Below are 13,761 nucleotides of genomic sequence, written 5' to 3' on the forward strand. Positions count from 1 at the left end.
TTGAGAGACGTTAGAGACTCCGCTTTAAAGGTATGGATCCATATAGGAATAGATATTTATAAAGGAGTAAAAATGCTCTCCATCACGGAGAGCATTTTTTACTGATCATTTTTTTGGTTCGCTTTTTCTTCCAGTTCTTTTAAACTTTTCTCGATTTGAGTTAAGCTTTTCTGGATGTTTTTTTGATGAGGTTCAACTGTTCGTTTCCAGCTGTCGATGGAGTTTTTAACATCGGTTGACAGTTCTTTGAACATTGCAGAGCCTTCTTTTGACGTCTTGGAAATCTGTTCTTTCAGCTGCATACCTTCGTTTTTAAGATTATTGAATGTAACCTTCCATTCGTCGCTGCGCTGCTTTGCATCTGAACGCAGATCCTTCCCGGAGGATGGTGCTGTCAGCAGTGTAATTGCGGCACTGACTGTACTCCCAACGAGTATACCTAAAGCGATTGATTTGCTACTAGCCATCATCTCACTCCTTCCTACTTCATTATACTATTTTCTCTTCTTATGTAGCAGTGAAACCTCTTCGGACGAGCTTTATGAAATCCTGCTGCTGATTGCTGCTGCTAATTCACCAAGATGGTCGCTTGCACTAGTATCGTGCTGCTCAAAGGTAGCTTGAAAACCATCATCTTTGCCGTATCGGGGAATAAGATGTACATGCAGATGGAAGACTGTCTGACCTGCTGCGGCTTCCGTGTTGCTAAGTATGTTCATACCTGCGGGCTGGAATGCCTCTTTAATGGCGTTTGCTACTCTTGGTACACGTGCAAACACTTGCTGGGCCAGTTCTGGCGGTGTTTCGTATATATTCTTCGCATGTGTCTTAGGAATAATGAGGGTATGGCCTTTTGTTACCTGACCGATATCCATAAAAGCTAGAACTTGATCATCCTCATACACTTTCGCAGATGGCAGTTCACCTGCAGCAATTTTACAAAAAATACAATCCTTTTCGTGCATATGATCACTCCTTTGGCATGTATACATATTGTATAAAGGAATGGACATGCTTGTAAAGTAAAGTTGAATGAAAATAGGCAGACCTCCCGTAACGGCCGGAATATTGGAATTCTTCGCGTTTTGGGAGTGTCTGCCTCAGAAGCAAGGTGCCAAGAGGAAAAACCATTTCGAACTGTACAGCGGCTTACGTAGTTAGCGCCAGTACACTTTCAGCTTGCTTACGATTGTAATGTAAATCAGCTTACTTTCGGACGTAGCGGTCTGTATCTCCTACCAACACCTCATCTCATTTAATGGGTCCTGCTTTGGAAACCCTCTTGGCAACTTCTTTGCTTCGAGAATAGTATGTGCACGCTGACAAAAGTTATAACCGTTTTATTTTGGCAAATACGGCTCGCTTTGGTAAACTTTTAGCAGTAGAGTGTGGAGAAAGGGGAAAGGGCCATGCAGCCTTTATTACATATTGATTCACTAACCGGTGGGTATACACATAAAAATGTTTTGAAAGACGTGTCATTTCACGTCAATGCTGGTGAGATTGTCGGACTCATCGGCTTAAATGGGGCGGGTAAAAGCACGACCATAAAACATATTATTGGACTGATGCAGCCAAAGGGAGGAAGCATTCGGATTAATGGAAGTAATTTTGCTGAATCACCAGAAACATACCGAAGCAATTTTTCCTATATTCCGGAGATGCCGGTTCTTTATGATGAACTGACGCTATATGATCATCTGCGGCTGACTGCTCAAGCATATGATGTATCGAAAGAAGATTTTGATAAACGGCTGCCGCCTTTGCTGAAAGAATTTCGACTGGAGAAGAAGCTGAAGATGTTTCCTGTTCATTTTTCAAAAGGAATGCGCCAAAAAGTAATGATAATGTGTACGTTCCTTGTTGAACCGGATCTTTATATTGTGGATGAACCATTCGTTGGTTTGGACCCGCTTGGTATTCAATCGTACTTACAGCTAATGAATCAAGCAAAGGAGAATGGAGCAGGTGTGCTAATGTCTACCCATATACTTGCTACTGCGGAGCGCTATTGCGACCGTATTGTTATCTTGCATGATGGGAAGCTTCGTGCAGCTGGTACGATGGACGAGCTTCGTCAAGAATTTCATATGTCAGATGCTACACTGGACGATTTGTATGTGCAGCTGACAAAGGAAGAAGACAGCCATGTTTAATGCGGAAATCTTTTTCAAACAGCGGCTATCTGATCATATGAAAGAATTGAACCGCTACCTGCGCTATATTTTTAATCAGCATTTAGCCATTGCCATGCTTTTCATCATTTCTGGACTGGCGTATTATTACCAGCAATGGCTGGAGACAATATCTCCAGACTTTCCTGCGGCACTGCTAATAGGTGCTGTGTTCGGCCTGCTTGTCAGCTACAGCCCAGTGCGGACCCTGTTAAAGGAAGCAGACTTAATTTTCTTACTTCCGCTCGAACCAAAAATGCATCGTTATTTTCGATTGACGATTGGGTATAGTTTCTTTACGCAGCTCTATATGCTGCTTTTAGCGGCTGCGGCTCTTGCACCGTTGTTTTTTGCAGCAAACTTAGGAGATAATTTTACTTCTTATTTGCTTATCTTCGTGGTGATGCTGATCTTCAAAATTTGGAATTTGTATATGAATTGGTGGATGCTGAAGATACGCAATGTGAATAACAGAAGGCTGGAGCAGACGCTGCGGGTTATTCTCAATGTAGGCAGCTTTTGGCTGCTCGTCCGCGGCGATCTGATTGCGGCAGGTGTCATAACAGTTTTATTTGTGGGGTTGCTGTTTACCGATTACAGCTACAGCCGCAAGCAGGGCGGTTTGGCTTGGGATTTACTTATTGAGAAGGACCAAGCCCGCATGCAGGCGTTTTACCGCATCGCAAATCAATTTGCGGATGTACCGCATTTGAAAACAAAAGTGCATAAGCGACAAGCGATCGTGAATTTGTTTGTAAGAAGGGTTCCATTTGATCAGCAGCATACGTATGATTATTTATTCCGCGTCACTTTTGTCAGAGGCGGGGATTACTTCGGTCTCTTTTTGCGGCTGACGGTACTTGCTGGCGTGATCATTTACTTTATACCAAATCTTTGGGTGCAGCTGGCATTTGCTCTTTTGTTCCTGTATCTAACCGGTTTTCAGCTTGTTGGTATGTGGAAGCATCATCGGACAATTGCATGGATGGATCTTTACCCTGTACAAGATGATACACGAAAGCATGCGCTTTTATCTCTGCTGCAAATACTAGGAATTATACAAGCAATCCTATTAAGTGTTGTCTTTTTGCTGCATGCAAATGTTATTGGTTTTGTCTTAACGTTAGCTGCCGGAATCGTTTTCACGATTGGCTTTGTGCGTTTGTATGTATCAAAACGGTTAAAATAGGAGGGGTGGGAGATGCAGGACGATCATTACAAAGAAAGAAAACGGAAGGAAGCCTTGTTTTACTACAACTCCTTGCAGCGCCGCGGCGGCAGGTTTCAGAGGATGTCGAAAGGGACGCAGAATATCATTACAGATCGAATCCCTAAGGCTGTTCACAGTACAATGACGACAGCTGTCCGGCAAATGATCGAGCTGAGCTTGACGTCTTCTAAATATATCCTTCCTATAAAGGTAGACGATAACTGGAGTTTTGAAGAAAGAGAAAAAGAAGTGCGGAAAGTGATCAACCGCTATAAAACGACTGCAAGAATTGAAGGAGCAGGCACTGGTGCCGGCGGATTAATTCTGGGAGCGGCGGATTTCCCTCTGTTGCTTAGCATTAAAATGAAGTGTCTTTTTGATATCGGCAGAATATACGGATTTGATGTAACGGCATTTAGTGAACGTGTGTTTTTGCTGCAGGTTTTCAGCGCTACTTTTTCCAGCGTCGATACAAGAATACAACTCTGGAAAGAGATTCGTAATTGGAATCAAGTAACTGGGGCGATAGATGACGTGAATTGGCGGGTTTTGCAGCAGGAATATCGTGATCATATTGATTTGGTAAAAATGATGCAGCTCCTGCCAGGTGTCGGTGCTTTTGTTGGTGCCATTATCAATGGTAAATTTCTTGAACAATTGGGAACAGCAGCAATGCATGCGTATCGCATGCGTATGTTAACTTAAAAAAATCAGCGTGGAGCATCACGCTGATTTTTTTTATTGATAGGCAATATAGGTGCTTAGCAAAGTTTTAGCCGCAATAGCCATCGCGCGCTCATCAAAATCGAACTTCGGATGATGGTGCGGATAATAATGATCTTCTTTCATTGCGCCAGTAAAGAAGAACGCTCCAGGTTTGTTTTGCACATAGTAAGCAAAATCTTCTCCAGTCATTGTTGGCAGCACGCTATTAGCTTGCTGTACTTCCGTTACCTGCTCAGCAGCTTTCAGCACTAGTTGAGCTTCAGCTGGATGGTTGATGACAGGTGGATAGCCTTCAATATATTCATACGTATAGCCAGCATCATTAGACGTTGTAATGCCTTGGAGCACCTTTTCAATCTCCGTTTTGATTTGTTTTTGTACAGCTGTATCAAATGTACGTACTGTTCCAGTCAGTTTGGCTGTTCCGGCAACTACGTTAAATGCAGCGCCTGCTTCAAATGTTCCAACTGTTACAACAGCTGTGCTTAGAGGGTCCAAGCGACGGCTGACAATTTGCTGAAGGGCAGTTACCACTTGGGAGCCAATTAGAACGGCGTCTTTTGTTTGGTGCGGTTGAGCCCCATGGCCGCCTTTACCGATAATCTCAATTTCAAAGCGGTCAGCACCAGCCATAAATGCTTCATCAGCAGTTTCAATAGTGCCAAGCGGCGTATTAGACCAGAGATGGGTGCCAAATACTGCATCCACATCATCAAGAATACCAGTCTCAATAATTGGTTTGGCTCCGCCTGGTGCATATTCCTCGGCATGCTGATGGACAAACACGAGTGTACCTGGTAATTCATCTTGCAGCGCTTTTGCTGCTTTGGCAATACCGAGCAAGGTTGCAGTATGGCCATCATGACCGCAAGCGTGCATCACATTTGCTACAGTCGATTTATAAGAAACATCATTTTCTTCCTGTATTGGCAGCGCATCAAAGTCGGCTCGCAAGGCGATTTTCTTGCCTGCCTTTCCACCTTGCAGTGTAGCAACGACGCCATTTCCTCCGACGTTCTTTTGATAAGGGATGCCGAGTTCCTCGTATGTATTGGCAATATATGCTGCTGTCTTTTCTTCTTTAAAGGACAGTTCTGGATGTTGGTGCAGGTATCTTCTTGTTGCTACCATATCTTCATATAATTCATCAATTTTATTAAATAATTTCGTTAACATCATAACCCGCCTCCTAGTATGAAATAAATCTAGTATAGCATATCTCCAAACGCTAATAATTACTTTATTCAGAAAACAAGATGTATCGGTATAGTAAAAAGTCCAAACCGTCCGAAAAAGGATGGTTTGGACTTTGGCCGAAACGCAAATGCTTCAGCTTTTTCATTGCTTAAGATAAACGAGAGTCATTTAAGAGGCGATTCAGCTCATCACGATGATTTGTTTCATCGGAGATAAGATCCTCCAGCTTAATAACAAGCTCGGTCATGTTCAGCTCTTCAGCCTGCTGCTTGCGTTTTTCGTAGCGTTCAATTGTAGCTTGTTCTGCGTCACGTGCCTCTGTAAGCATTTTTGTTACATCTGTATGGTACGGTACGTCTGCTGGAGAAGTCGTAGGTGTGCCGCCAAGTGTTACAATTTTATCTGCCAAATACTTCGCATGTCCAATTTCATCTGTGATTTCATCCTCGAAGAATGGCTTCAAGACGGTGCGGTATAAGCCGGAAACAGCTGCACCGTACGTTGTATACATGATGGAAGCGGCATATTCATTCGCTAAGTCTACGTTCAAGCCGTCAATCAGTTCCTGTAATTGAGAGTCATCTTTGATTTTTCTAATATTATCTGCCATGTTTATCATCCTTTCTGATTGGCTATCTATTCTGTATATTCCCCTTTGATTTGTTTTCTAAACAATACGCATAGTACAATGCTGGATGAGGTGAAATAATGGAACTTCCGCACAGAAAAAGATATATACTGCTATTTACTATCTCAATTTTACTGTCATTTCTATTAATGATGGATGTCAGATTGCACCCAGTGCCTTTACTTGATCAATGGACATCTGCTTATCCTGCCACTTTGGAAGGAACATTTTGGTATAACTTATTCCGCTGGATAACAGAGCTTGGCTCCAGTACAGTTTTAAGTGTGTTAGCTTTTGTATTTGGTCTGTTTCTGGCTGTGAAAAGAAAAGATCTAATCGGAGCAGGTATTGTGTTTACAGCAACAGCTCTTGGTTATCAATTCAATTTTCTAATAAAAGGAATGGTGCAAAGAGAAAGGCCGTTAATATTAGCAATGGTTGATGGAGAAGGGTTTAGTTTTCCCTCAGGTCACTCGATGGTATCTTTTATTACGTACGGTATCATTGTTTATTTTCTCTGGAAGCATCTTAAGAAAAAACTGCGTCTTCCTATTGCTGTCTTGGCAGGTTTTCTTGTGTTGTTAATTGGCGCGAGCCGCTATGTATTGCGCGTTCATTACATAACAGATATATTGGGCGGGTATTCATTTGGATTAATATTCCTGATTATCTGGATTCTGCTGTATAAATGGCTTCGGCATAAATATGGAAGAGAGAAAGTGCGCTCCTATTAATTTTGTACAAAGAGGTTGAGACATAGCTGTTTAAGCTATATAAAATCCAAACAATACTGCTTTTAAAAGCAGTATTGTTTGGATTTTTTGTATTGTAAACGAAGACGAGAGCATCGCTTCGGAAATACGCTCCGCTTTCCTGCGGGCGGCTGGGAAGCCTCCTCGTGTAAAAAGCGCACTGCGGGGTCTCCCCTAGCCTTCCTCCCGCGGGAGTCTCCGTGTATTTCCTACACTGATTCTTGTTATGAGGAGCTTACTAGTGTAGATAGAATACGTAGACTCCTCGAAAATAAAAAGCGATTTTCTTGTCGGCATCTACTTCAAAAGCCATTTTTGACCGACGATAACAGCTAGATTTGGAAAGCAGCAGCCGTCAGAGGGCTGCATGAAAAAGTATGAATCTAGTTATCGTTTGCTTTTAGGATGAATTAATCTTGTTTTGTGCCAGCCTCTTATCTTACAACGACTTCTTTACTTATGCTTCGTTGTCGATATGATATGTCGTAACGTAAGCAGGGCCGCCGCTGAATGGTGGTTTTTTCGGCTGTTTATCATCTTTCTTATGCGCATGCTGAAAGGCCTCTGATTGCTTCCAGTCTTCAAAATGCTGCATGGATTCCCAAGCTGTCAATACAAGATATGTATTGCCGGATTGCGGTCTTAGAACACGGAGCGCGTGAAAGCCCGGAGTCTGATCAATTTTTCCTGCTCTGCGCTTGAACATGTCCTCAAATATAGGTTTCCCTTCATCCGTTACAGGGATGTTATTAATTGCGATATAGCCTTTATCAGGAAGGTCACCTGTACCAATTACTTGTTCATACGTGCGTGGAGAAGTAAAGCTCGCAGCATTTGGTTCCTCCGTATATGCAAGTGCACCTTCCGCACCTTCAAATACCCAAACCTTAGCTGTTTCTTTTGCTTTTAGCTTGCGTAGAAATTCAGTTGTACCATTGGTGAAATATACGGCCATTCTATTCATCCTCCCGGTAGTATGTTAGAGTCAGTTTAGCAATTGTTCCCATTCAAAAGCAAGCACTGCCCTGCCTTCGTAAGGAATAATGGGTAAATGGCATAATTTGTCGTATAATAAAGCTATAGAATGACATGGGGATATGTAAGAGGTGATAAAAAGATAATGAAACGATCAGAACATAAATTGCGAATGCGTATGCGCCGGAAGACATTTTATCTTTTCGGAGCAGGTATTCTGCTTGCATTCGTGACTGCTGCCTATATCCTGCTTTTTTTCGGGGGAAGACTCGTTATTGATAAAGATGACTTAACATTGAAAGCTGCTTCGACAGTTGAGAATCAAGATGGAGAAGTGATTGCCGAATTCTATGAAGAAAACCGGGAGCCGGTGAAGTTTGATAAGATTTCGGATCATGTGAAAAATGCATTTGTCTCGATAGAAGACGCCCGTTTTTACAAGCATCACGGCATTGATCTCCGGGCAACTGCCCGAGCTTTGTATCGGGATATCATTGCAATGAGCAAAGTAGAAGGCGGCAGCACAATTACGCAGCAGACAGCGAAGAATCTGTTCTTTAAAAATGACAAGACATTCACGCGAAAAGCGAAGGAAGCAATGGCTGCTGTCTATTTAGAGCGTCATTACACAAAGAAGCATATTCTGGAATATTATCTCAATGAAATTTATTTTGCGCACGGTCTGTATGGCATTGAGTCGGCTGCCAACTATTATTTCAATAAAAGTGCCAGTGATTTGACGCTTTCGGAAAGTGCATTGCTTGCTGCTCTCTCAAAAGCACCAAATACTTATTCGCCGAACAACAATCCGGATTTGGCGAAGGAAAGACGGAATTTGGTACTCGAAGAGATGGAAGAACACGGTTATATTACGACTGAAGAGAAGGAAGCTGCTCAAGCGGAAGATTTAGGCGTAACAGAGCCGAAAGAAGAACAGGAACGCCCGTGGATTGAGAGTTATATTGATTTGGTTGCAGAGGAAGCGAAAGAAAAATATGACCTTTCCCTCGAAGATTTGCGTACGGGCGGATATCGGATTGTGGTAAATGTGGATGAAGATATTCAGCGCACAGCTTATAAGACGATGCAAGATGATACGTATTTTAATGGGTCATCAGAAGGTATCCAAGGAGCGTTCGTCATGCTCGACCAAAAGTCGGGTAAAATTGTAGCAGCTGCCGGAGCGCGTAAGTTTGAATATGGTGACTTAAACCGCGTTACGGTGCAGCGCCAGCCGGGATCTGTTATGAAGCCTCTAGCTGTTTATGGACCGGCGCTGGAGACGGGAGATTATAATGCATACAGCGAACTGCCCGATGAGAAGAAGTCATATGATGGCGGCAAATACAGCGTATCGAATTATAACGATGAGTATGAGGGCGACATTACGATGTACGAAGCACTGCAGGAGTCGAAAAATACGACGGCGGTTTGGCTGCTTGACCAAATTGGCATAAAGACAAGCAAGTCTTATCTGAAAAAGATGCAAATGGAGCTGCCAGAGGATAAAGGGCTTTCTATTGCCTTGGGCGGTTTAAAGGTAGGACTAACGCCGCTTCAAATTGCGGAAGGTTTCCGTACGTTTGCACATGAAGGACAATGGATTGAAGCACAGTCTATTAATGCCATTTATGACCGAAACGGAGAGGCAGCTTACGATGCGGAACCGCAGACTGAACAAGTATTCTCCGAACAAACTGCTTGGGATATGACCCGTATGCTACAAGGCGTCATCACCGGCGGAACAGGAACAGCTGGCACTTACTATGGTGCCTTGGCTGGTAAAACGGGTACAACACAGCACGCTTCAGCAGAGGGCAAGGATAAGGACGCCTGGTTTGCTGGTTACACACCGGAATACGTGGCAGTTAGCTGGATTGGATATGATAATTCATCAGAAGAAAACTACTTGGAAAGCGGCAGCTCAAAACCGACTGCACTGACAAAATCGATTTTGCGCCAAGTATCCCAGTATCGGACGATGTCATCTAGTTTTGAAAAACCGGAAAATGCCGAGGATATTGGCGGACCGGTTGAGCTGCCGACAATTACGGATGCTTCCATCGATTATGGTTTTGGCGGTCTGCGTATCGTCAATGCTGATTTGACATGGACGGCAAGTGATGACAAACGGATTGTGTATCATATCTACAAAGAAACCGATGATGGCGCGGAGAAAATAGGGGAAGTACAAGGTAAGGGTACGTACACCGTAGATAAAGTTAGCTTGCTGAAAGATACATCTTATTATGTTGTGCCTTTCAATCCGCTGACAGATGAAAGCGGCACCGAATCCAACCATACTGTCCTGTCTGGATTCGGTTTCTGACGAATTTCACGACTCTGACACAATTCGTCAAAAAATAGCGCTTTTATGAGTCAATCGCTATACAAAGGCTCATAAAATTTCGTATAGTTGGAAACGGATAATGAGGAGACAAAGGAGAACGATTATGTCTAAAATCAAAAATGATACAATACTGCGTGCTTTCCGTGGAGAAGCGACGGACTACACGCCTGTATGGTATATGCGTCAAGCAGGTAGGTCGCAGAAAGAATACCGGGAATTAAAAGAGAAATATTCCTTATTCGAAATTACACATCAACCTGAGCTTGCAGCTTATGTGACAAGATTGCCAGTCGAACAATATAATGTCGATGCAGCAATTCTGTATAAGGATATTATGACACCATTGCCAGGCATCGGCGTGGATGTAGATATCAAGTCGGGTATTGGCCCAGTCATTGCTAACCCGGTGCGTAATCTTCAGGATATAGAAAAACTCGGAAGCTTAGACCCGAATCGAGATATCCCTTATATCTTAGAAACGATCAAACTGCTGACAGAAGAACAGCTGGAAGTGCCGTTAATTGGATTCTCCGGTGCGCCGTTTACACTTGCGAGCTATATGATCGAAGGAGGACCATCTAAAAACTATCATAAGACAAAATCACTTATGTATAGTGACCCGGCAGCATGGTTCGCTTTAATGGATAAACTCGCAGAAGTTTCCATTACGTATGCAAAAGCTCAAGTGAAAGCTGGCGCTTCTGCCATTCAGATTTTTGATTCATGGGTTGGCGCATTAAATGCTGCTGATTACCGCACCTTTATTAAGCCGACAATGGAGCATATTTTCCGATCACTTCGTGAATTGAATGTTCCGCTTATCTTGTTTGGTGTAGGTGCAAGTCATCAGATCCTGGAGTGGAATGATCTGCCGGTAGATGTTATTGGGCTGGATTGGAGAATCTCTATCAAAGAAGCGAGAGACAAAGGCATTACAAAAACATTGCAAGGCAATCTGGATCCAGCTTTCCTTACAAGTGATTGGAATGTCTTGGAGGAGCGGACGAAAGATATTTTGAACCAAGGACGTCAAGCTGGTCCGCATGTATTCAACCTTGGGCATGGCGTGACGCCGGAGATAAGTCCAAGTGTCTTGAAGCAGTTGACAGCCTTCATTCATTCGTATTCAGCAAAACAAAACTCAATTCTATAACCAGAGGTGTAAGACATGGCAAAGAAAACAGTTGGTTTACTAGTAATGGCGTATGGTACGCCATATAAAGAAGAAGATATTGAACGTTATTATACAGATATTCGGCATGGTCGTAAGCCGACACCTGAGATGCTGGAGGACTTAACGAGCCGTTATAAAGCTATCGGCGGTATTTCCCCGCTTGCACGTATTACAGAAGAGCAAGCGCAAGCTTTAGAGACAGCTTTGAACAAATATCAAGATGTTATTGAATTCAAAGCATATCTTGGCTTGAAGCATATTGAGCCTTTCATTGAGGAAGGCGTAGCAAAAATGGCAGCCGATGGCATCACAGAAGCTATCTCTATCGTTTTGGCGCCGCATTACAGTACATTCAGTGTAAAGTCTTACAATGAACGTGCCCACAAAGCAGCGCAAGAAGCTGGCAATTTGCAAATTACTTCTGTAGAAAGCTGGTACGACGAAGCCGGTTTCATCAAATACTGGTCTGATAATATCGCGGAGATCTTTGCTGGTATGGATAAAGAAGAGCGTGATAAAGCAGCACTAATTGTATCTGCACACAGCCTTCCGGAGAAAATCTTGCAAAATGGCGATCCGTACCCTGATCAGCTGAAACGAACTGCTGATTTGATTCAAGAACAAACTGGTATTAAGAATGTGGAGCTTGGCTGGCAAAGTGAAGGTAATACGCCAGATCCATGGCTTGGACCAGATGTACAAGACCTTACACGTGAACTGTATGAGAAAAAAGGCTACCGTTCTTTCGTATATGCGCCAGTTGGCTTTATTACGGACCATTTAGAAGTGCTTTATGACAATGACTATGAATGTAAGGTCGTATGTGACGAACTAGGAGCGAAATACTATCGTCCTGCTATGCCAAACACAGACCAGCTATTCATCAATACATTAGCGAAGGTGGTATTGGAACAGCAGGCAAGAGTTGAGCGCCATGGCTGATAAAAAACAAATTGCGATCGTTGGGGGCGGCATAGCCGGCCTAACTACCGCTTATTACTTGCAGAAACAGATTCGTGCCTATCGTCTTGATTATGAAGTGAAGCTGTTTGAAGCGTCCAGCCGTCTTGGCGGGAAGATTGATACACTAAAAAAAGACGGATTTACAATTGAGCGGGGACCAGACTCCTTTTTAGCACGTAAAGAATCTGCGTCTCGCCTGATTCATGATATTGGTATGGAAAATGGTCTTATCCGCAACAATACGGGGCAATCGTATATTCTTGCTGGTAAAAAGCTGCACAAAATGCCTAAACGTGCATTCATGGGTGTTCCGTCTGACTTGAAACCATACTATCAATCGCGTCTGTTATCCACGAAAGGAAAGGCGCGCATTAGTGTTGAACCGATGCTGCCTAAGGGTAAGAGAATGCAGGATCAATCCATGGGATTATTCTTCCGCCGCCGTTTTGGTGACGAACTAGTCGTGAACGTGCTGGAGCCGCTATTGTCTGGTGTTTATGCTGGAGATATAGATGAACTGAGCATAATGGCTACATATCCAAAGTTTTATGAGTTGGAACAGCAGTATGGCAGTGTAGTCAAAGGCCTACAGGCGACGATGCCAAAGCCGCCAAAACAGAAAAAAGACGTGAAGCCTCCGGGTGCTTTCCTTTCTTTAGAAAATGGTTTACAGTCATTGGTAGAAGGTCTGGAAGCACAGCTTGAACCTGGCACTGTCCAGCTGGACACAAGTGTTGACCATATTGAGCGCAAAGCGGATCATTATCACTTGCTGCTAGGAGATGGTGAAGTCTTCCGAGCTGATGCCGCTGTTCTCGCTTCACCTTTCTTTGCTGTTCAGCGTATGCTGAGCCAGTATGATTTCATGGAACAGCTAAAAGAAATGAAAGCAACTTCGGTTGCGACAGTTGCGATGACATTCGATGCTTCTGCAATTAAAAAGGACATCGATGGAACAGGCTTTGTTATCTCCCGTAATAGCAAATATCGCATCACCGCTTGTACCTGGACACATAAAAAGTGGGAAGGCACAACGCCAGAGGGCAAGGTGATGCTCCGCTGCTACGTCGGCAGACCAGATGATAGTGGCATAGTGGATTTATCTGATGATGAAATTGTTCAGATTGCGTTAAAAGATTTGAATAAAATCATGAAAATAAAAAGCAAGCCGCTCTTTTCTGTTGTCAGCCGCTGGAAGCAAGCGATGCCGCAATATGTTGTCGGCCATTTGCAGCGCGTTGCAGACGTACGGGCAAACATGGCGATCCATACTCCAGGCGTCTTCCTGGCAGGTGGTTCTTACGACGGTATTGGTATTCCAGATTGTATTGACAGCGGAGAACAAGCGGTGCAAAATGTACTAGCTTACTTACGCAATAAAAGCTTCTCCTAATGGAGGAGCTTTTTTTCGTAGGTAAAAAAAGCAGGAGACTAGCTTAAACAGTTCTGCTGTTGCTCTAGTTTTATGGAGTGAGGAATGCTGCATAAACTAGAGCGGCTAATCGTTTGAGTATGGCTTCGATGCTTGGATGGCTTGCAGCAATTGAACTATATGATTCTTTTAAGTACACAAAAATAACCTCTTTATACAAAGAGGCATCACTATATGTGT

At 43.3% G+C, this 13,761-nt stretch carries 13 protein-coding genes; 8 read left to right on the forward strand and 5 right to left on the reverse strand.

Translation table 11 applies throughout. The features are described 5' to 3' along the window. Window positions 1-98: 98 nt before the first annotated feature. Window positions 99-467, reverse strand: a complete 369-nt coding sequence (locus KS242_RS05670) for a YtxH domain-containing protein (RefSeq protein WP_217323385.1) — start codon at window positions 465-467, stop codon at window positions 99-101. A 72-nt stretch (window positions 468-539) separates the two neighbouring features. Further along, window positions 540-965 (reverse strand): HIT family protein, encoded by a 426-nt coding sequence (locus tag KS242_RS05675; RefSeq protein ID WP_217323386.1) that lies wholly within the window; start codon window positions 963-965, stop codon window positions 540-542. 444 nt (window positions 966-1,409) lie between these two features. Here KS242_RS05675 and KS242_RS05680 point away from each other — a divergent pair, with 444 nt between their 5' ends. The 3 genes from KS242_RS05680 to KS242_RS05690 are packed head-to-tail and all read left to right on the forward strand — an operon-like array spanning window position 1,410 to window position 4,089. Next, the gene (locus tag KS242_RS05680; protein ID WP_217323387.1) at window positions 1,410-2,156 is read left to right on the forward strand and encodes an ABC transporter ATP-binding protein; all 747 of its coding nucleotides are present in this window, start codon (window positions 1,410-1,412) and stop codon (window positions 2,154-2,156) included. After that, window positions 2,149-3,363 carry an ABC transporter permease gene (locus KS242_RS05685; RefSeq protein WP_217323388.1) on the forward strand — a complete coding sequence of 405 codons (1,215 nt, stop codon included), beginning with the start codon at window positions 2,149-2,151 and terminating at the stop codon, window positions 3,361-3,363. Before KS242_RS05680 ends, KS242_RS05685 begins: the two co-directional genes overlap by 8 nt. A gap of 12 nt (window positions 3,364-3,375) precedes the next feature. After that, complete coding sequence (locus KS242_RS05690) at window positions 3,376-4,089, forward strand: EcsC family protein (RefSeq protein ID WP_217323389.1); 714 nt, start codon at window positions 3,376-3,378, stop codon at window positions 4,087-4,089. 33 nt (window positions 4,090-4,122) lie between these two features. Here the strand turns inward: KS242_RS05690 and KS242_RS05695 are convergent, their stop codons facing one another. Both KS242_RS05695 and KS242_RS05700 read right to left on the reverse strand, forming a co-directional pair. Further along, window positions 4,123-5,286, reverse strand: coding sequence for a M20 metallopeptidase family protein (locus KS242_RS05695; RefSeq protein ID WP_217324078.1), 1,164 nt, complete (start codon window positions 5,284-5,286; stop codon window positions 4,123-4,125). A gap of 169 nt (window positions 5,287-5,455) precedes the next feature. Next, window positions 5,456-5,917, reverse strand: a complete 462-nt coding sequence (locus KS242_RS05700; RefSeq protein WP_217323390.1) for a ferritin-like domain-containing protein — start codon at window positions 5,915-5,917, stop codon at window positions 5,456-5,458. A gap of 98 nt (window positions 5,918-6,015) precedes the next feature. On the opposite strand from KS242_RS05700, the gene KS242_RS05705 reads away from it, so the two are divergent. Continuing rightward, a complete protein-coding gene (locus KS242_RS05705) occupies window positions 6,016-6,669 on the forward strand; it encodes a phosphatase PAP2 family protein (protein WP_217323391.1) in 654 nt (217 codons plus the stop codon). 475 nt (window positions 6,670-7,144) lie between these two features. Here KS242_RS05705 and KS242_RS05710 read toward each other — a convergent pair whose 3' ends face one another. After that, window positions 7,145-7,642 carry an antibiotic biosynthesis monooxygenase family protein gene (locus KS242_RS05710; RefSeq protein WP_217323392.1) on the reverse strand — a complete coding sequence of 166 codons (498 nt, stop codon included), beginning with the start codon at window positions 7,640-7,642 and terminating at the stop codon, window positions 7,145-7,147. Window positions 7,643-7,807: 165 nt separating this feature from the next. On the opposite strand from KS242_RS05710, the gene KS242_RS05715 reads away from it, so the two are divergent. The 4 genes from KS242_RS05715 to hemY all read left to right on the forward strand — a co-directional run bounded on the left by KS242_RS05715 (window position 7,808) and on the right by hemY (window position 13,542). Beyond that, window positions 7,808-9,991, forward strand: a complete 2,184-nt coding sequence (locus KS242_RS05715) for a transglycosylase domain-containing protein (RefSeq protein WP_217323393.1) — start codon at window positions 7,808-7,810, stop codon at window positions 9,989-9,991. Between the two features lie 124 nt (window positions 9,992-10,115). Further along, a complete protein-coding gene (gene hemE / locus KS242_RS05720) occupies window positions 10,116-11,165 on the forward strand; it encodes a uroporphyrinogen decarboxylase (RefSeq protein ID WP_217323394.1) in 1,050 nt (349 codons plus the stop codon). A gap of 15 nt (window positions 11,166-11,180) precedes the next feature. Next, window positions 11,181-12,128 carry a ferrochelatase gene (hemH, locus tag KS242_RS05725; RefSeq protein WP_217323395.1) on the forward strand — a complete coding sequence of 316 codons (948 nt, stop codon included), beginning with the start codon at window positions 11,181-11,183 and terminating at the stop codon, window positions 12,126-12,128. Further along, window positions 12,121-13,542 carry a protoporphyrinogen oxidase gene (gene hemY, locus KS242_RS05730; protein ID WP_217323396.1) on the forward strand — a complete coding sequence of 474 codons (1,422 nt, stop codon included), beginning with the start codon at window positions 12,121-12,123 and terminating at the stop codon, window positions 13,540-13,542. Before hemH ends, hemY begins: the two co-directional genes overlap by 8 nt. Window positions 13,543-13,761 lie beyond the last annotated feature (219 nt).

Source organism: Terribacillus sp. DMT04 (genome assembly GCF_019056395.1).
Taxonomy (GTDB): Bacteria; Bacillota; Bacilli; order Bacillales; family Amphibacillaceae; genus Terribacillus; species Terribacillus aidingensis_A.